Source organism: Streptomyces hygroscopicus, assembly GCF_026168105.1.
In the GTDB taxonomy this organism is placed as follows: domain Bacteria; phylum Actinomycetota; class Actinomycetes; order Streptomycetales; family Streptomycetaceae; genus Streptomyces; species Streptomyces hygroscopicus_D.
On record NZ_LBMW01000015.1, the window covers coordinates 139,142 to 157,888 of the forward strand.

The window sequence follows — 18,747 nt, forward strand, 5'->3', positions numbered from 1 at the left end:
TCCCCTGGCACTCTGCGCATGCGAGTGCCAGCATCCCCGCCCCAGTGTACGGCGGTCGGGTACGCCCCCGGCAAGGGAGGCGCCCGCCGCCGTACCGACGTGTACCGACCTGTCCCGGGGTGTCCTGCCCGGTCGGGCGCCTGCGGGTAGCGTCGCCTCATGACGGTGCGGTGGGACGAGGCCGGGTGGGAGGCGCTCGGTCCGAGGGCCGGGCGGATCCGGCTCCCGGTCTGGGACTGCACGGCCGGACTGGTCGTGGGCGAGCGTGGGGCCCTCATGGTCGACGCGGGCTCGAGCCTGGCCGAGGGAGCACGGCTGCGCGCCCGGGCCCGGCAGTTGCTGGCGCCCCTGGGCGCGGAACGGCGTGTGACGCATCTCGCGCTCACGCACCCCCACTTCGACCATGTCCTCGGCGCCGCGGCGTTCTCGGGTGTGGAGGTGTTCGCGGCGGTGGGGGTGGACGCGGTGTTCGCCTACGAGCGCGACGAACTGTTCACGGACGCGGTACGCAACGGCCTGGACCCGGCCGCGGCGTCCGAGGCCGCGGACGTGCTGGTCCGCCCGCGCCACCAGGTCTCGGGCGAGTGGACGCTGGACCTGGGCGGGGTGACGGTGCTGCTGGCGAACGTGGGCCCGGGCCACACGGCCCATGACCTGGTGGTTCTCGTCCCCGGGGAGCGGGAGACGGTGTTCTGCGGAGACCTGGTGGAGGAGTCCGGCGAGCCCCAGGCGGGACCGGACGCGGTCCCCTCGCAGTGGCCGGCGGCCCTGGACCGGCTGCTCGCGCTGGGCGGAGAGGACGCGCTGTACGTACCGGGGCACGGCGCAGTGGTGGACGCGGAGTTCGTCCGGTCCCAGCGGGCCGAACTGGCGTCCCGTTTCGGCGTGTCGTAGGCCCTGGTACGCCCGTCCGCGCCGGGCTTCTCCTATCGTCATCCGAATGCGCCAGTACTCGCCGGACCTGACCCCGCCGTGGAAGAAGCCGAAGCCCGTGCCGGAGGTACCGGCGGAGCCCGGTCTGGTGGTCGAGGAGCCGGGCACCGGCTTCTGCGGCGCGGTGATCCGGTGCGAGGCGGGCACGGTGACGCTGGAGGACCGCCTCGGCATGCACCGTGTGTTTCCCCTGGAGCCGCGGGGCTTCCTGCTGGAGGGTCGGGCGGTGACGCTGGTCCGCCCGTCGAAGGCGTCGACTCGTCCGGCCCGCACGGCCTCCGGCTCGGTGGCCGTCCCCGGCGCCCGCGCCCGGGTGGCCCGGGCGGGCCGGATTTACGTGGAGGGCCGCCACGACGCGGAACTGATCGAGCAGGTGTGGGGCGACGACCTGCGCATCGAGGGCGTGGTGGTGGAGTACCTGGAGGGCGTCGACGACCTGCCGTCGATCGTCTCGGCCTTCTCCCCAGGTCCCGACGCGCGCCTGGGCGTCCTGGTGGACCACCTGGTCCCCGGCACCAAGGAGTGGCGCATCGCGGAGTCCGTGACGAGTGAGCACGCCCTGGTGGTGGGCCACCCGTACATCGACATCTGGGAGGCGGTGAAGCCGTCGTCGGTCGGCATCGCTCAGTGGCCGCGCGTTCCGCACGGTCAGGACTGGAAGAAAGGGGTGTGCCGGGCGCTGGGCTGGCCGGAGAACACGGGTGAGGCGTGGCAGCGGATCCTGTCCCGGGTGCGCTCCTACAAGGACCTGGAGCCGGAGTTGCTGGGCAGGGTGGAGGAGTTGATCGACTTCGTCACGGCCAGCGGTGGGGCCTGACGCCGGGGAGGGTTCCGAATTCGCTGGTGTCCAGTTCGACGCCGAAACATGATTACGGCAGCAGCGTACGAACCAGGTTGGGGACCGAATCGGCGCTCCGCACCGATTCACTCGCCGCGGTGATCAGTCCACCAGGTCCCGCACCACCGCATCCGCCAGCAGCCGCCCCCGCAACGTCAGCACCGCGCGCCCCTCCTCGTACGGCCCGCCCTCCAGCAGGCCCTCCTCCCGCGCCCGGCGCGAAGCCGCGAGCCCCGCCTCCCGCAGCAGCGACAGCGGCACGCCCTCCCGCAGCCGCAGCTCCAGCAGGATGCGCTCGACCCGGCGGTCCTCCTCCGTCAGGACCTCCCGGCCCGCTCCCGGTGACCGCCCCGCCGTCAGCGCCGCCGCGTACGCCCCCGGGTGCTTGACATTCCACCAGCGCACCCCGCCCACATGGCTGTGTGCCCCGGGGCCCGCGCCCCACCAGTCGGCACCGCGCCAGTACAGCTCGTTGTGGAGGCAGCGGCCGGCGGCCGACGTGGCCCAGTTCGAGACCTCGTACCAGTCGTAGCCCGCCGCCCCGAGCACCTCGTCCGCGATCAGGTAGCGGTCCGCGTGCGCGTCGTCGTCCGTCATCGGCATCTCGCCGCGGCGGATGCGCCGGGCCAGCTGCGTGCCCTCCTCCACGATCAGCGCGTACGCGGAGATGTGGTCGGGGCCAGCGCCCAGCGCCGCGTCCAGCGACGCCCGCCAGTCGTCGTCCGACTCCCCCGGTGTGCCGTAGATCAGGTCCAGGTTGACGTGCTCGAAGCCCGCGGCGCGCGCCTCGGCCACGCACGCCTCGGGGCGGCCCGGGGTGTGGGTGCGGTCGAGGATCTTCAGAACGTGGGGGCGTGCGCTCTGCATGCCGAAGGAGATCCGGTTGAAGCCGCCCGCGCGGAGGGCCGCGAGATACACCGGGTCGACCGACTCCGGGTTCGCCTCCGTGGTCACTTCGGCGTCGTCCGAGAGACCGAACTCGTCGCGGACCGCGCGCAGCATCCGTACGAGGTCGTCGGCGGCCAGCAGCGTCGGTGTGCCGCCCCCGACGAAGACCGTTCGCACCCGGCGCGGATCGTCGCCCAGCACCTTGCGGGCCAGCCGGATCTCCTCGACCAGCGTCTCCGCGTAGTTGTCGCGGGACGCCAGCACCCCGCCCGTGCCGCGCAGCTCCGTCGCCGTGTACGTGTTGAAGTCGCAGTAGCCGCAGCGCGTCGCGCAGTACGGCACATGCAGGTAGAACCCGAGGGGGCGCTCGGCGGCCCCGGCCAGGGCGTGCGCGGGCAGCGTCCCGTCGTCGGGGACGGGCTCGCCGTCGGGGAGTGCGGAAGGCATGTCCTCCATTGTCCAGCACGGCGGGAGTGCCCGTTTTGGTGTGCCGGAACGGCGGGCGTGCCCGTTCGCGTACGGGGCGTCACTCCGCCTGCAGCACCAGCAGGGCCAGATCGTCGTCCGGCGGCTTCCCCCCGAACTCGTGCACCAGCATGCTGATCCTTTCCGCGATCAGCTGTGCGCTCAGCCCGGCGCAGCCGGCGAGCGCGGCCGCGAGCCCGTCCCCGTCGTCGAACTGGCGCGACCCGCTGCGCCGCTCGGTCACCCCGTCCGTGACGCACAGAAGCGTGTCTGCCGGGTGCAGATCGAAGGTCTGGGACGTGTACATCACGTCCTCGACGACCCCGAGGAGGGTCTGCGGCTGCGCCATGGCCCGCACGTCGCCGTCCGGGCCCAGCAGCAGGGGCAGCGGATGCCCGGCCGCGGCGAGCGTGCAGCGCACCCCTGACTCGAAGGGGACCAGCTCGCCGTAGAGGAGGGAGAGGAAGCGGGCGTGGGGCCCGTCGTCAGCGACCGGCACCGGTGTGCCCGCCGCGACCAGCGCCCGCGCCGCGGCGTCCGAGGCCTCGGTCGCGTCGTCGAGTAGGAGCTGGTTGAGGCGGTCCAGGACGTCGGGGACCGCGTAGCCCTCGCGGGCCAGCAGCCGCAGCCAGGGCCGGGCGAGACCGATCACCACCGCCGCCTCTGGGCCCTTGCCCTGCACGTCGCCCAGCGCGAAGCACCACCGTCCGTCGCCGGCCGGGAAGATGTCGTAGAAGTCGCCGCTCGGTCCGCCCTTGTCGCACGGCTCGTACACGAGCGCGCTGCGCACCCCGGGGATCTCGGCGACCGCCCCGGGCAGCAGCCCGCGCTGCAGCACCCGGCTGATGGTGGCCTGGCGCGCGTACTGCCGCGCCGCCCCGATGGCGAGCGCCACCCGGCGGCTGAGGTCCTCGACGAGCCCGGTGACCTCGTCGGGGAAGCGCAGTAACCCCGCCCGTCCGATGACGAGCGTCCCGAGCGGCCGACCTCCGGCGATCAGCCGGTACGCAAGTGCCGCCCCGGTCGCTCCGCGCGGGCCCAGCGCTTCACCGGGCCAGGGCACGGGCACCGCCCGGGAGCGCACGGAATCGGGCAGCCGGGGCGGGTCCTTCTCCAGGGCCCGGCGCAGTTCCTCGATGCGGTTCTCGCTGCCGTGCCAGACGCGGGCGAGCCTCGGCCCGGCGGCGACCGCCGTCTCGGGCCCGTGCCAGCCGGTCGCCTCGTCCTCCAGCCACACCGCGCACCAGTCGGCGAGCCGCGGCACCAGGAGCTGTCCGGTGAGCGCGGCGACCAGGTCCTCGTCGAGCTGACCGGCGAGCAGGTCGGAGGCCTCGGCGAGGAAGGAGAGGGCGCCGCGGCCCCGCCAGTCGCGGTCATACACGGGGCGTCCGGCGTCGGCGAAGACGGAGAGTTCGGGCCCGAGTATCTCGGCGGCGCTCAGCCCGCGTTCCAAGGCGCTGTCGTCGTCGTACGCCTCGGCGCCCTCCCCGGCGGCGAGTGCGCCGTCGAGGGGCAGCAGCGCCCAGACGGTCTTGGCACCGGTGCGGTAGGTGATCCCCCAGGCGGTGGAGAGCGTGGCGACGAGCCGCAGGCCACGCCCGTACTCGGGTATGCCGTAGGGGCGTTCGGCGCCGTCGCCCCGGACGGCGCGCGAGGGGTGGTGGTCGGAGACCTCGACGACGAGGCCGGTCGGCTCGTCCTCTGCGCCCTCGAGGCGGCAGACCACCTCGACGTCCGTGCCCGCGTGCACCACGGCGTTGGTGACGAGTTCGCTGACAACGACCAGGGCGTCGTCGGCCAGCCGCTCGGTGAAGGTGTCGGGCCCGGCGGACCGGGCCCACTCGGTGAGGGCGGCGCGCACGAACCGGCGGGCGGCACCGGGCGCGAGCGGGCCGCCGGGCAGCGTCGTACGCACCGTGCGCGGGCCCGCACCGTCGTGCGCGGGCGTACCAGGGGCACGGGAGATGGTCTCCCGTTGCGTGGGAATGGCCCCCATGGACAGCTCCCCGAGCAGATCGGACGAATACGCCTCTGACGATGCGGACAGAGTGACAGACTGGCCCCGCCCATAAGCACCGAGTTACCGAAGTGGGCCACCATGAGTGAGAACAGCGCTACAGAAATGGCCGAAGACGGACAGATTCGAGCATCGGATCTGCGTCCCCTGCTCGCCGCGATGACCGCCGCCCGGGACGGCGACTTCACGAGGGTGCCGGAGACAGGCCATGGCGTGGTGGCCGAACTGAGCGCCGTGTTCAACCAGATCATGAGCCGCAGTGCGCACTTCAACATGGAACTCCAGCGCGTCAAGCGGGAGTTGGTTCGGCACGGCCGCCTGGACGAGCGGGTCTCGGCGAGCCCCGGCCAGGGCGCCTGGAGCTCCCGGGTCAACGACGTCAACCAGGTGCTGGACGCCCTCGTGGCTCCGGCGGCCAACGCGACGCGTGTGCTGGACGCGGTGGCCGGCGGCGATCTGACCCAGCGGGTCGATCTGCATGACGGCAGCCGTCAGTTACGCGGCGACCTGCGGCGCCTCGGCCGCGCGGTGAACACGATGGTCGACCAGCTGTCCCGGTTCACCGGCGAGGTGACGCGGGTCGCGCGCGAGGTCGGCACGGAGGGGCGGCTCGGCGGCCGGGCCAAGGTGCAGGGCCTGTCGGGCAGTTGGCGGGACGTGACCGAGGCGGTCAACACGATGGCCGCGCGGCTGACGGCACAGGTGCGGGACATCGCCCTGGTGACGACGGCGGTGGCGCGCGGGGACCTGACCCGTACGGTCACGGTCGAGGCGACCGGGGAGCTGCTCGAGCTGAAGCTCACCGTGAACACGATGGTGGACCAGCTCTCCGCCTTCGCCGACGAGGTCACCCGTGTCGCCCGCGAGGTCGGCACCGAGGGAAACCTGGGCGGACGTGCCCAGGTGCGGGGCGTCAGCGGGGTCTGGAAGGACCTCACCGACAACGTCAACTTCATGGCCTCGAACCTGACGTCCCAGGTCCGCAACATCGCCCAGGTCACCACCGCCGTGGCCAACGGCGACCTCAGCCAGAAGATCACGGTTGAGGCGAAGGGCGAGATCCTGGAACTGAAGTCCACGATCAACACGATGGTCGACCAGCTCTCCGCCTTCGCCGACGAGGTCACCCGCGTCGCCCGCGAGGTCGGCACCGAGGGAAACCTGGGCGGACGTGCCCAGGTGCGGGGCGTCAGCGGGGTCTGGAAGGACCTCACCGACAACGTCAACTTCATGGCGGACAACCTGACGTCCCAGGTCCGCAACATCGCCCAGGTCTCCACGGCCGTGGCCCAGGGCGACCTCGGCAAGAAGATCACGGTTGAGGCGAAGGGCGAGATCCTGGAGCTGAAGTCGACCATCAACACGATGGTCGACCAGCTCTCCGCCTTCGCCGACGAGGTCACCCGCGTCGCCCGCGAGGTCGGCACCGACGGGAACCTCGGCGGCCAGGCGCAGGTGCGAGGCGTGTCGGGCGTCTGGAAGGACCTCACCGACAACGTCAACTTCATGGCGCTCAACCTGACCTCGCAGGTCCGCAACATCGCCCAGGTGACGACCGCCGTCGCGAACGGGGACCTGTCCAAGACGATCAGCGTCGACGCCCGCGGCGAGATCCTCGAGCTCAAGGACACCGTCAACACGATGGTGGAGCAGCTGAGGGCCTTCGCCGACGAGGTCACCCGCGTGGCCCGCGAGGTCGGCACCGACGGCCGGCTCGGCGGCCGGGCCCAGGTGCTTGGCGCCTCCGGCGTCTGGCGGGACCTGACGGACAACGTCAACTCCATGGCGGACAACCTGACCTCACAGGTCCGCAACATCGCCCAGGTCGCGACGGCGGTGGCCCAGGGCGACCTGTCGAGGAAGATCGACGTGGACGCCCGCGGCGAGATCCTGGAGCTCAAGATCACCATCAACACGATGGTCGACACCCTCTCCTCCTTCTCCTCCGAGGTCACACGGGTGGCCCGGGAGGTGGGCAGCGAGGGCCAACTGGGCGGCCAGGCGCGGGTCGAGGGCGTCTACGGCACCTGGAAGCGCCTGACGACGAACGTGAACGAGCTGGCCTCGAACCTCACCACCCAGGTCCGTGCTATCGCCGAGGTGGCCTCCGCCGTGGCCCAGGGCGACATGTCCCGCTCGATCACGGTGGCGACACGCGGGGAGGTCGCCGAACTGAAGGACAACATCAACCTGATGGTGGCCAACCTCCGGGAGACGACCCGCGCGAAGGACTGGCTGGAGTCCAACCTGGCCCGGCTCGCCGCGTTGATGCAGGGCCACCGGGATCTGATGGAGGTCGCCGATCTGATCCTGCGCGAGCTGACGCCGCTGGTGAACGCGCAGTACGGAGCGTTCTACCTGGCCGACCCGGACGAGGACGGCGCCCGGGTGCGCACCACCGCGCCCGCGAAGGGGCTCGCGTTCATCGCCGGGTACGGCTCGGCGCAGGAGGCGACCGTCGAGACCGGCGGCCTCCCGGTCCCCGGGCTGGTCCGCCAGGCGGCCCTCGAGAAGAAGCGGATCCTCATCGAGGAGGCCCCGCCGGACTACATCAAGATCAGCAGCGGGCTGGGCGAGGCGGCGCCGGCCAGCGTCGTCATCATCCCGATCCTCTTCGAGGACAAACTGCTCGGCGTCATCGAGCTGGCGTCGTTCTCCCGCTTCTCCGACGTCCACCTGGCGTTCTTCGACCAGTTCGTGAACACCATCGGCGTCGCGATCAACACGATCATCGCCAACTCCCGTACGGAGTCGCTGCTCGGCGAGTCCCAGCGGCTGGCGATGCAGCTCCAGGAGCGCTCGGACGAACTCCAGAAGCAGCAGGCGGAGTTGCAGCGCTCGAACGCCGAGCTGGAGGAGAAGGCAGCGCTTCTCGCGACCAGCTCGCAGTACAAGTCGGAGTTCCTGGCGAACATGTCGCACGAGCTGCGCACCCCGCTGAACTCCCTGCTGATCCTGGCCCGCCTGCTCTCCGACAACCCGGACGGCCACCTCTCCGAACAGGAGGTGCAGTTCGCGACGACGATCCACCGCTCGGGCTCCGACCTGTTACAGCTGATCAACGACATCCTGGACCTGTCGAAGATCGAGGCCGGCCGGATGGATGTACGCCCCAAGAGGCTGCCGCTGATAAAGCTGCTCGACTACGTCCACGCCACCTTCCGCCCGCTCACCCTCGACCGCGGGCTCGCCTTCGAGGTGAAGGTCGGCGAGGACGTACCGCGCGAGATGTACTCGGACGAGCAGCGACTGCAGCAGATCCTGCGCAACCTGCTCTCCAACGCGATCAAGTTCACGGCGAGGGGGCGCGTGGAGCTGCGGGTGAGCCGGTTGAAGGACCCCGAACACCCCTACGTCCGGGACAGCGACGACGTGGTCGCGTTCGCCGTGTCCGACACGGGCATCGGCATCGCGCCCGAGAAACTCCCAGTGATCTTCGAGGCGTTCCAGCAGGCCGACGGCACCACCAGCCGCAAGTACGGCGGCACCGGCCTCGGCCTGTCCATCAGCCGGGAGATCGCAGGGCTACTGGGCGGGAAGATCGTCGCGGAGAGCGCGCCCGGCATGGGGTCCACGTTCACGCTGTACGTGCCCGTGGTCAGCCCCGGGCACGCGGCGACCGGACCGACGCCGCGGGACCGTCCGGCGCCGGTGCCCCACCAGATGTCCACCGAGCCCTTGACCGGGCACGACGCCGACGATGCATGGCCCACGCCGACCAAGCTGGAGGCGTGGAAGGCGGGGCGGGCCGGCCGGGTGCTGCCCGGCCGGCGGGTACTGATCGTCGACGACGACATCCGCAACGTCTTCGCGCTCACCCATGTCCTGGGCCGGGTGGGGATGCCCGTCCTGTACGCGGAGAACGGCCGCGAGGGCATCGAGTCGCTGGAGCGCAATCCGGACGTCGAACTCGTCCTGATGGACATCATGATGCCGGAGATGGACGGCTACGAGACGATCTCCGCGATCCGCCGCACGCCCCGCTGGGCGGGCCTGCCCATCGTCGCGCTGACCGCGAAGGCGATGCCGGGGGACCGTGAGAAGTCCATCGCCCGGGGCGCCAACGACTACGTACCGAAGCCGGTGGACGTCGACCGGCTGCTGACCGTCGTCTGTGCCCTCCTGGACCCGGACAGCAGAGCGGCCGGCACGGACCAGGACGCGACCGGCACCGGTCCCGAGGCGACAACGGCACCGGCGGAGCCCGCCGCCGAGCCGACCACCGAGTGAGGCACCATCACCATGCTTGCTGCGGCAATGACCGACGACCGCGCCGGGATCCTCCTCGTCGACGACATGGGGGACAATCTGACCGCGTTGGAGGCCGTCCTGGGGTCCCTCAACGAGCCGCTGGTGCGTGCGCGTTCGGGCGAGGAGGCGATGAAGGCGCTGCTCAGGCAACGCTTCGCCGTCGTTCTGCTGGACATCCGGATGCCGGGAATGGACGGTTTCGAGACCGCCGCGAACATCAAACGGCTCGACCAGACCAAGGACGTCCCCATCATCTTCCTGACCGGCTCGGACGCCGACGCGGGGTACGCCTTCCGCGGATACGCCACCGGGGCCGCCGACTACCTGACGAAACCCTTCGACCCGTGGGTGCTGCGCGCGAAGGTGTCGGTCTTCCTCGATCTGCACCGCAAGACCGTGCAGCTGGAGCGGATGCTGGCCCAGCGGAGCAGGCACGCGGCGGAACTCGGCATCCGTCTGGCCGCCCTGGAGAAACACTTGGCCGCAGACGAACCCCCGGACCTGGCGGAACTGCGAAGCCAGGTCCGGGAGCTACGGCAACTGGTGGCCGAGGGCCAGGTGAAGTAGGGCGCCGTACGGTCGCGGCCGCTCCTACGCCTCGCGCGTACCGGCGTACATCTCATCGATCAGATGCTTGTACTCCCGCTCCACCACCGGTCGCTTCAACTTCAGACTCGGTGTGATCTCACCGTGCTCCACGTCGAGGTCGCGCGGCAGCAGCCGGAACTTCTTGATGGTCTGCCAGCGCTGAAGCCCCTCGTTCAGCTGCTTGACGTAGCCGTCGACCATCTCCACCGTGGCGGGCGCCGCCACGATCTCCGCGTACGACGTGCGGTCCAGCCCGTTCTCCTTCGCCCACTCCACGATCGCGACCTCGTCGAGTGCGATGAGCGCCGTGCAGAAGTTCCGGTCGGCACCGTGCACGAGGATGTTGGAGACGTACGGGCACACGGCCTTGAACTGGCCCTCGACCTCGGCCGGCGCGATGTACTTGCCGCCGGAGGTCTTGATGAGGTCCTTCTTGCGGTCGGTGATCCGCAGATAGCCGTCGGGCGACAGTTCGCCGATGTCCCCGGTGTGGAACCAGCCGTCCGGCTCCAGCACCTCGGAGGTCTTCTCCGGCAGTCCGTGGTAGCCCTCCATGATGCCGGGGCCGCGCAGCAGGATCTCGCCGTCGTCCGCGATGCGCACCTCGGTACCGGGCAGGGGCTTGCCCACCGTGCCCGTCCGGTACGCCTCGCCCGGGTTCACGAAGGAGGCCGCCGAGGATTCCGTGAGGCCGTAACCCTCCAGGACGTGGATGCCGGCGCCCGCGAAGAAGTACCCGATCTCGGGCGCGAGGGCGGCGGAGCCGGAGACGCAGGCGCGCAGCCTGCCGCCGAACGCCTCGCGGATCTTCGCGAAGACCAGCGCGTCCGCCACCCTGTGCTTGGCGGCGAGACCGAAGGGCACGGCGTGGGCGCCGGTGCGGCGGAAGTTGTCCTGCGAGACCTTGGCGTACTCGCGCGCGACCCCGGCCGCCCACTGGAAGATCTTGTACTTGGCCCCGCCGCCGGCCCGCGCCTTGGCCGCGACCCCGTTGTAGACCTTCTCGAAGATGCGCGGCACGGCCGCCATGTACGTCGGCTGCACGACCGGCAGATTCTCGATGATCTTGTCGACGCGACCGTCGACGGCGGTGACGTGTCCCACCTCGATCTGTCCGGAGGTGAGCACCTTGCCGAAGACGTGCGCGAGCGGCAGCCACAGGTACTGCACGTCGTCGCCGCCGATCAGCCCGGTGGCCGAGATCGCCTTCGCCATGTACGCCCAGTTGTCGTGCGGCAGGCGCACGCCCTTGGGGCGGCCGGTGGTGCCGGAGGTGTAGATGAGGGTGGCGAGCTGGTCCTTGGTGATCGCGCCGACCCGCTCCTTGATCAGCTCGGGGTTCTTCTCCAGGTACGCGGCGCCGCGGCTCTCCAGCTCGGCGAGGGTGAGCACCCAGTCGCCGGTCTCCACGCCCATGGGGTCGATCACCACCACATGGGTCAGCTCGGGCAGCTCGCTGCGCTTCTCCCGCGCCTTGGCGAGCTGCTCGGCGTTCTCGGCGATGAGCACCTTGCTGCTGGAGTCGGACAGGATGAACGCCGACTCTTCGGAGTTCGTCTGCGGGTAGATGGTGGTCGTGGCGGCGCCTGCGCACAGGATGCCCAGGTCGGCGAGGATCCACTCGACCCGCGTCGAGGAGGCGAGCGCCACCCGCTGCTCCGGCTGCACGCCCAGCTCGATCAGTCCGGCCGCGATCGCATAGACCCGCTCGGCGGCCTGCCCCCAGCTCAGCGACTTCCACTCGTCCGGCCCTTGTCCCGAGGCGGCGGCCACGGGGTACCGGTAGGCCTCGGCGTCGGGCGTGGCCGCCACGCGCTCCAGAAAGAGGGCCGCCACGGACGGCGGACGGTTCTCGATCAAAGTCTGTGTGTCGCTCACGACGTCCTCCGGGGCCCGCGACGGTGCGGCTGGCTCATTGCGGCATGTTTTCACTCGAGAGCTGTTGTTTAACTCGCGAGTAACTATCGAGCAGAGATCAGAGTAGAGCCCGACCGGCCACTGCGTAAGGGGCGGCGGCCTGTCGCTTCCTACAGAGAGCTACGGGGCACACGCACCGGGGCCCGCCGCACTTTGGTGCGACGGGCCCCCGTTCCACCCGGTTTGCCGAGGTAACCCGCGGTTACTTCTTGCTCTTGGCCGGCCCCGCGCTGTCATCACTGGAGAGCACGGCGATGAAGGCCTCCTGCGGAACTTCCACGGAACCCACCATCTTCATCCGCTTCTTGCCCTCCTTCTGCTTCTCCAGGAGCTTCCGCTTCCGGGAGATGTCACCGCCGTAGCACTTGGCGAGGACGTCCTTGCGGATGGCGCGGATGGTCTCGCGGGCGATCACCCGGGAGCCGATCGCGGCCTGCACCGGCACCTCGAAGTTCTGCCGCGGGATGAGCTCCTTCAGCTTGGCGACGAGCCGTACGCCGTACGCATACGCCTGATCCTTGTGAGTGATCGCCGAGAAGGCGTCGACCTTGTCGCCGTGCAGCAGGATGTCCACCTTGACCAGGGAGCTGCTCTGCTCGCCGGTGGGCTCGTAGTCCAGCGACGCATATCCGCGGGTCTTGGACTTCAGCTGGTCGAAGAAGTCGAAGACGATCTCGGCGAGGGGCAGCGTGTAGCGGATCTCCACCCGGTCCTCGGACAGGTAGTCCATGCCGAGCAGCGTGCCGCGACGAGTCTGGCACAGCTCCATGATCGCGCCGATGAACTCGGTGGGCGCGAGGATGGTGGCCCTTACGACCGGCTCGTACACCTCCTGGAGCTTCCCCTCGGGGAACTCGCTCGGGTTGGTGACGATGTGCTCGGTGCCGTCCTCCATGATCACGCGGTAGACCACGTTCGGCGCGGTGGCGATCAGGTCGAGCCCGAACTCGCGCTCGAGCCGCTCACGGATCACATCGAGGTGGAGGAGCCCCAGGAAGCCGACGCGGAAGCCGAAGCCGAGGGCGGCGGAGGTCTCCGGCTCGTAGACGAGCGCGGCGTCGTTGAGCTGGAGCTTGTCCAGGGCCTCGCGCAGGTCGGGGTAGTCGGAGCCGTCGAGCGGATACAGCCCGGAGAAGACCATGGGCTTGGGGTCCTTGTACCCGCCCAGCGGTTCCTCGGCGCCCTTGGACTGGCTGGTGATGGTGTCACCGACCTTGGACTGCCGGACGTCCTTCACACCGGTGATGAGGTAGCCCACCTCACCGACCCCGAGCCCGTCGGCCGGCATCATCTCGGGCGAGTTGACGCCGATCTCCAGCAGCTCGTGGGTGGCGCCGGTGGACATCATCCGGATGCGCTCGCGCTTGTTGAGCTGCCCGTCGACGACACGGACGTAGGTGACCACGCCCCGGTAGGAGTCGTATACGGAGTCGAAGATCATCGCGCGGGCGGGCGCGTCGGCGACACCGACCGGGGCCGGGATCCGCTCGACGACCCTGTCGAGGAGCGCCTCGACGCCCAGGCCGGTCTTGGCGGAGACCTTGAGCACGTCGTCGGGCTCGCATCCGATGAGGTTGGCGAGTTCCTCGGAGAACTTCTCGGGCTGGGCGGCCGGCAGGTCGATCTTGTTGAGCACCGGAATGATGGTGAGGTCGTTCTCCATCGCCAGATAGAGGTTGGCGAGAGTCTGGGCCTCGATGCCCTGGGCGGCGTCGACGAGGAGGACGGTCCCCTCGCAGGCGGCGAGCGACCGCGAGACCTCGTACGTGAAGTCGACGTGCCCCGGGGTGTCGATCATGTTGAGGATGTGCGTGTTGCCCCGGTCGTGGGTGGGAGCCCACGGCAGACGCACCGCCTGGGACTTGATCGTGATGCCGCGCTCGCGCTCGATGTCCATGCGGTCGAGGTACTGAGCGCGCATCTGCCGCTGCTCGACGACGCCGGTCAGCTGGAGCATCCGGTCGGCGAGCGTGGACTTGCCGTGGTCGATGTGCGCGATGATGCAGAAGTTGCGGATCAGCGCCGGGTCGGTACGGCTCGGCTCGGGCACATGGCTAGGGGTCGCGGGCACGCAGGGTCCTGATTCTTGAGGCGTCCGCAGTGTCTGCGGTCTCGGGTCGGATCGATACGTAGCCTCCATGGTCCCACGCGCGGGAGGCTGCGACGGGTTTGGGCGGGCCGGAAGGCGGCTGGTAGCCTGGGTGGCTGTGTCTCCTGCCCTCTCAGCGCGAGGCACGTCTTCGAAGAAATCACCGGCGCGTGAGGCGGCCAGCCCCGCGTGCCTGAACCTGTAGAGGCTCATTCGTGGCGAACATCAAGTCCCAGATCAAGCGGAACAAGACGAACGAGAAGGCGCGCCTTCGCAACAAGGCCGTCAAGTCCTCGCTCAAGACCGCGATCCGCAAGGCTCGCGAGGCCGCTGCCGCGGGTGACGTCGAGAAGGCAACCGAGTACCAGCGCGCCGCTGCGCGTCAGCTCGACAAGGCCGTCTCGAAGGGCGTCATCCACAAGAACCAGGCCGCCAACAAGAAGTCGGCGCTGGCTACGAAGGTCGCGACCCTCAAGGGCTGACACTTGATTTGACGCCGGAGGGAACCGAGCGGGCCCTCTCTCATCCGCTCCCACCCGGCACCCCCGGATCCGCGCGCGGCCTGCGTTCGCCACGCGGGCGCGGATCCATCAGCTTGTACCGAGAACCCCGGCACCTCGCCCTTCCCCAGGGCGGGTGGCGGGGTTTTCGGTGTGGCGGCTCTTCGTTGCGGCGGCTCTTCGTTGCGGCGGGGCTTTCGGTGCGGCGGAGCCTGCTCACCGGGCAAGGGCCGTCCCGGCTTACGCCCGCCCCCTCGAGCGCGCCGCCCGCGCGACGGTCACCACGGCCTTCTCGAGCGCGTACCCGGGATCGTCCCCGCCGCCCTTCACGCCCGCGTCGGCCTCGGCCACCGCCCGCAGCGCGACCGCCACCCCGTCCGGCGTCCAGCCCCGCATCTGCTGCCGCACCCGGTCGATCTTCCACGGCGGCATGCCCAGTTCACGCGCGAGATCCGCGGGACGCCCGCCGCGAGCCGACGACAGCTTGCCGATCGCCCGCACGCCCTGCGCGAGCGCACTCGTGATCATCACCGGTGCCACCCCCGTCGCCAGCGACCATCTGAGCGCCTCCAGCGCCTCCGCCGCCCGCCCCTCGACGGCCCGGTCCGCGACCGTGAAGCTCGACGCCTCGGCCCGCCCGGTGTAGTAACGCCCGACCACCGCCTCGTCGATCGTGCCCTCGACGTCCGCGACCAGCTGCGAGGCCGCGGACGCCAGCTCCCGCAGATCACTCCCGATCGCGTCGACCAGCGCCTGGCAGGCCTCCGGCGTCGCCGACCGCCCCCGCGTACGGAACTCCGCGCGCACGAACGCCAGCCGGTCCGCCGGCTTCGTCATCCTGGGGCACGCCACCTCCCGCGCTCCCACCTTGCGCGCGGCGTCGAGCAGCCCCTTGCCCTTGGCGCCGCCCGCGTGCACCAGCACCAGGGTGATCTCCTCGGCGGGCGACACGAAGTACCCCTTCAGTTCCTTGATCGTGTCGGCGGACAGATCCTGCGCGTTGCGTACGACCACGACCTTGCGCTCGGCGAACAGCGACGGACTCGTCAGCTCGGCGAGCGTGCCGGGCTGCAACTGGTCCGGGGTCAGGTCCCGTACGTCCGTGTCGGCGTCGGCGGCCCGGGCAGCGGCCACCACCTCCTGCACGGCACGGTCGAGCAGGAGGTCCTCCTGGCCCACGGCAAGCGTGACGGGGGCGAGAGGGTCGTCATTCGCGGTCTTGTTGGCCATCACGGACAGCATCCCACGTGCCACTGACAACGCGGTCCGGTGAGAACGCGGTCCGGCCACCCGACGGTGCGGTCCACCACCCGACGCCGCGCTCCGACACCTGACGGTGCGGTCCACCACCCGCGCCGCGCCCCGGCACCTGACAAAGAGGTCCGGCATCTGACAACGCGGTCCGCCATCGAGCGGTTACGGCGGGGCCACTGGCCGGCTGGGCCATCGGGCCCGTTCGGCAGGGCGGGGTCATCGGGCAGGGCGGGCCATCGGGCACGGCCGGGTCACCGGGCACGGCTAGCCCAACGGTCGAGGCGGGACCAACGGTCACGGCGAGACCACCGGTCAAGGCGAGCCCAACGGTCACGGCGAGACCACCGGTCAAGGCGAGCCCAACGGTCACGGCGAGACCAACGTTCACCCCCAGGCCGCCGGTTACGGCGAGGACCAGTCACCCCCAGGCCACCGGTCACGGCGAGAACCGGTCACCCCCAGGCCACCGGTCACGGTCGGAACCACCGGTCACGGCGAGACCAACGTTCACACCCGCGCGACCGGCTCCGGTCGGATGCCGGGCCATCGCCCCGCCCAGTGTCACGGCTCCTCCCGCCAGCCGTCCCACTCCCCCGCGAACGCGTCCAGTTCCTCCGGGTCGAGGTGCTCCGCCTCGTCCCGGAGAACCACCAGCCACTGCACGTCCTCCGCGTCGTCCTCACCGGCCAGGGCGTCCCGGACGATCCGCGGTTCCTCGTCGAGCGCAAACCGCTCCCTGAGCCCCTCCGCCGCCTCCTCCGCGGCATCACGGTCGGGCAGCACCAGCACATGTCTCACATCGCTCACGAGGTCATTTTCCGTGAGTCCCGGCGCGCCCCGCGCCGGGGTCCGCCGCGCAGGGTCCCGCTCCTCGCGCGGCGTCCGTCCCGTCGCCCGCCACCGGCAGCTCCGGCGGTCGGGCGTTCGGGCGCCCGGCGGCTCAGCCGTGTCGGTCCGCCTTGCGCACTGTCGGCACCCGGTCCAGCTCGATCCCGAACCGCTCCCGGTACACCTCCAGCACCTCCGCGTCGCTCGCCAGGTCCGCGGCCTCCTTCCGCCCGTCGGGGGCCGTCACGGTGAGACGGCTGCCACTGAGCGTGATCCGTCCGCCGTCCTCCGTGACCCGTGAGCACACCAGCGAGCGCACGAAGTGCGACACCGGCGATGTGCTGTTCCACCACGCTCCGGACACGAAGTCCCCGAGCACCCGGGGGCGCATCTCCAACCGGTACTGCGGCGTGCCGCCATACAGCACATCGAGGTCCCCGAACTCCGCCGAAGCGCCGCCTCCTCGCACTCCCGCGGGATCCGCCCCGGCTTCGACCACCCGGAACACCCCGGCCGGATCCGCCTGCTCGCCCCGCTCCCCGATCGCCAGCGGATAGTGGCTGTGCGCACCGAAACCGACATCGGCCAGCCAGTCGCCCCCGTCCACCGTCCGCGCCCGCAGCACCAGATGGTCGTACGGCACCCCGAGCCGCCCGTCCTTCCCGTACACCCGGGCCGCGAGCAGCGTGACATCGAAGCCGAGCGCCCGCAGCAACGCCCCGAACGCCCCGTTCAGTTCGTAGCAGAAGCCACCCCTGCGCTCCCGCACGATCTTGTCGATCAGCCGCTTCTCCTCCAGCACGATCTCCTCGCCGAGGTGGATCGAGAGGTTCTCGAACGGGACGGTCCGGAGATGACGGAGGTGCAGCTCGCGCAGCACGTCGACGGTGGGCCAGGCGGGATGCTCCGCCCCGATCCTGTCGAGATAGGCGTCAACCTGTGCGGAATTCATGACCTCAGTCTCTCGCCACGCTCAGCTCCTCGCCCGCTCCGACGACCGCGATCGTCCCGTCCTCGTCCGTACGCAGCACGAGCGCCCCCTCGTCCCGCAGCGCCGCGACCGTACCGGGCGCCGGATGGCCGTACGGGTTGCCCTTGCCGCACGAGATCAGCGCGAGCCGGGGAGCCACCCTCCGTATGAGCTCCGGATCCTGGTACGCCGACCCGTGGTGGGCGACCTTCAGGACGTCCACGGGCCCCAGCTGCGCACCGGCCGCCGACCTCAGCAGTGCCTGCTGGGCGGGGGGTTCGAGATCGCCGAGCAGCAACAGGGTCAGCCCGGCCGACCGTGCGAGCAGCGCGACACTCGCGTCATTCGGTCCGTCCGGGGCGGGAGCGGGGTCCGGTGGCGGCCAGAGCACCTGCCAGTCGAGCGGCCCCGTGCGACGGCGCTCCCCGGCGTTGGCCCGCATGACCGGGATGTGCCGGGCGCCCGCCTGGGCACGTACGAACGCAGCCTGGTCCGGTGGCTCCTCGAACCCGGTCGTCTCGATCGCCCCCACCGAGCGGCCGCGCAGTACTCCTGGCAGCCCCGCCACGTGGTCGGCGTGGAAGTGGGTCAGCACAAGAAGCGGGACACGGGTGACACCGAGTGCGGTCAGGCATCGGTCCACCGGCGTCGGATCGGGGCCCGCGTCCACCACCACCGCCGCGCCCTCCCCGGCCGCGAGCACGGTGGCGTCCCCCTGTCCCACATTGCACATCGCGAACCTCCAACCGGCCGGGGGCCACCCGGTGATCATCCGGGTCAGGGGCGGCGGCCGCACCACCACAAGCAGCAGCACCAGGGCACAGGCGCCGGTCAGCCAGGGGTGTCCCACCATCATCCGGCCGACCCGTACGACGACCGCCGTCACGGCGGCCAGCAGCAGCGCTCCTGTCCAGTTGCCCGGCCAGTCCACTCCCCCGCCCGGGAGCGACGCTCCCGTGCGCGCGATGTCGGCGATCCACCCGGCGGGCCAACTGGCGTACCACGCAAGCCCCTTGGCGAGGGGCATGGCCACCGGCGCGGCCGCCAGCGCCGCGAATCCGAGCACGGTGGCCGGAGCCACGGCGAGCTCCGCGAGCAGGTTGCACGGCACCGCGACCAGGCTCACCCGCGCGGACAGCACCGCGACGACCGGCGCGCAGAGCGCCTGGGCGGCGGCAGCGGCGGCCAGCGCCTCGGCCAGGCGCGGCG

General features: G+C 70.8%; 13 protein-coding genes. 5 read left to right on the forward strand and 8 right to left on the reverse strand.

What is annotated here, in order from left to right:
* The first annotated feature begins 159 nt into the window (after window positions 1-159).
* Together AAW14_RS17075 and AAW14_RS17080 are read left to right on the forward strand one after the other, a co-directional pair.
* A complete protein-coding gene (locus tag AAW14_RS17075) occupies window positions 160-894 on the forward strand; it encodes an MBL fold metallo-hydrolase (RefSeq protein ID WP_265564702.1) in 735 nt (244 codons plus the stop codon).
* Window positions 895-940: 46 nt separating this feature from the next.
* Window positions 941-1,750 carry a DUF3097 domain-containing protein gene (locus tag AAW14_RS17080; RefSeq protein WP_265564703.1) on the forward strand — a complete coding sequence of 270 codons (810 nt, stop codon included), beginning with the start codon at window positions 941-943 and terminating at the stop codon, window positions 1,748-1,750.
* Window positions 1,751-1,873: 123 nt separating this feature from the next.
* On the opposite strand, the gene hemW is transcribed toward AAW14_RS17080, so the two are convergent.
* Both hemW and AAW14_RS17090 read right to left on the reverse strand, forming a co-directional pair.
* Window positions 1,874-3,106, reverse strand: coding sequence for a radical SAM family heme chaperone HemW (gene hemW / locus AAW14_RS17085; RefSeq protein ID WP_265564704.1), 1,233 nt, complete (start codon window positions 3,104-3,106; stop codon window positions 1,874-1,876).
* A gap of 79 nt (window positions 3,107-3,185) precedes the next feature.
* Window positions 3,186-5,120, reverse strand: a complete 1,935-nt coding sequence (locus AAW14_RS17090; protein WP_265564705.1) for a SpoIIE family protein phosphatase — start codon at window positions 5,118-5,120, stop codon at window positions 3,186-3,188.
* A gap of 102 nt (window positions 5,121-5,222) precedes the next feature.
* Here AAW14_RS17090 and AAW14_RS17095 point away from each other — a divergent pair, with 102 nt between their 5' ends.
* Both AAW14_RS17095 and AAW14_RS17100 read left to right on the forward strand, forming a co-directional pair.
* The gene (locus AAW14_RS17095) at window positions 5,223-9,371 is read left to right on the forward strand and encodes a HAMP domain-containing protein (protein ID WP_265564706.1); all 4,149 of its coding nucleotides are present in this window, start codon (window positions 5,223-5,225) and stop codon (window positions 9,369-9,371) included.
* A gap of 12 nt (window positions 9,372-9,383) precedes the next feature.
* Window positions 9,384-9,959 carry a response regulator gene (locus AAW14_RS17100; RefSeq protein ID WP_265564707.1) on the forward strand — a complete coding sequence of 192 codons (576 nt, stop codon included), beginning with the start codon at window positions 9,384-9,386 and terminating at the stop codon, window positions 9,957-9,959.
* A 24-nt stretch (window positions 9,960-9,983) separates the two neighbouring features.
* Here AAW14_RS17100 and AAW14_RS17105 read toward each other — a convergent pair whose 3' ends face one another.
* Window positions 9,984-11,858, reverse strand: coding sequence for an AMP-dependent synthetase/ligase (locus AAW14_RS17105; RefSeq protein ID WP_265564708.1), 1,875 nt, complete (start codon window positions 11,856-11,858; stop codon window positions 9,984-9,986).
* Window positions 11,859-12,099: 241 nt separating this feature from the next.
* Window positions 12,100-13,968, reverse strand: a complete 1,869-nt coding sequence (gene lepA / locus AAW14_RS17110; protein WP_265564709.1) for a translation elongation factor 4 — start codon at window positions 13,966-13,968, stop codon at window positions 12,100-12,102.
* A gap of 233 nt (window positions 13,969-14,201) precedes the next feature.
* On the opposite strand from lepA, the gene rpsT reads away from it, so the two are divergent.
* Window positions 14,202-14,468 carry a 30S ribosomal protein S20 gene (rpsT, locus tag AAW14_RS17115; protein ID WP_055489968.1) on the forward strand — a complete coding sequence of 89 codons (267 nt, stop codon included), beginning with the start codon at window positions 14,202-14,204 and terminating at the stop codon, window positions 14,466-14,468.
* A gap of 258 nt (window positions 14,469-14,726) precedes the next feature.
* On the opposite strand, the gene holA is transcribed toward rpsT, so the two are convergent.
* The 4 genes from holA to AAW14_RS17135 form a co-directional block, all read right to left on the reverse strand.
* Complete coding sequence (holA, locus tag AAW14_RS17120; RefSeq protein ID WP_265564710.1) at window positions 14,727-15,716, reverse strand: DNA polymerase III subunit delta; 990 nt, start codon at window positions 15,714-15,716, stop codon at window positions 14,727-14,729.
* A gap of 585 nt (window positions 15,717-16,301) precedes the next feature.
* Complete coding sequence (locus AAW14_RS17125) at window positions 16,302-16,547, reverse strand: hypothetical protein (RefSeq protein WP_265564711.1); 246 nt, start codon at window positions 16,545-16,547, stop codon at window positions 16,302-16,304.
* Between the two features lie 133 nt (window positions 16,548-16,680).
* Complete coding sequence (locus AAW14_RS17130; protein ID WP_265564712.1) at window positions 16,681-17,520, reverse strand: arylamine N-acetyltransferase family protein; 840 nt, start codon at window positions 17,518-17,520, stop codon at window positions 16,681-16,683.
* Window positions 17,521-17,524: 4 nt separating this feature from the next.
* The coding region (locus AAW14_RS17135) for a ComEC/Rec2 family competence protein (RefSeq protein WP_265564713.1) at window positions 17,525-18,747 on the reverse strand (1,223 nt) is incomplete at its 5' end.

Excerpts from the sequence above, each read along its gene's own strand:
- AAW14_RS17130 (WP_265564712.1), bottom strand. The coding sequence starts at position 17,520 with ATGAATTCCGCACAGGTTGACGCCTATCTCGACAGGATCGGGGCGGAG.
- holA (WP_265564710.1), bottom strand. The coding sequence starts at position 15,716 with ATGGCCAACAAGACCGCGAATGACGACCCTCTCGCCCCCGTCACGCTT.
- AAW14_RS17080 (WP_265564703.1), top strand. The coding sequence starts at position 941 with ATGCGCCAGTACTCGCCGGACCTGACCCCGCCGTGGAAGAAGCCGAAG.
- AAW14_RS17100 (WP_265564707.1), top strand. The coding sequence starts at position 9,384 with ATGCTTGCTGCGGCAATGACCGACGACCGCGCCGGGATCCTCCTCGTC.
- AAW14_RS17090 (WP_265564705.1), bottom strand. The coding sequence starts at position 5,120 with ATGGGGGCCATTCCCACGCAACGGGAGACCATCTCCCGTGCCCCTGGT.
- AAW14_RS17075 (WP_265564702.1), top strand. The coding sequence starts at position 160 with ATGACGGTGCGGTGGGACGAGGCCGGGTGGGAGGCGCTCGGTCCGAGG.
- hemW (WP_265564704.1), bottom strand. The coding sequence starts at position 3,106 with ATGCCTTCCGCACTCCCCGACGGCGAGCCCGTCCCCGACGACGGGACG.
- AAW14_RS17095 (WP_265564706.1), top strand. The coding sequence starts at position 5,223 with ATGAGTGAGAACAGCGCTACAGAAATGGCCGAAGACGGACAGATTCGA.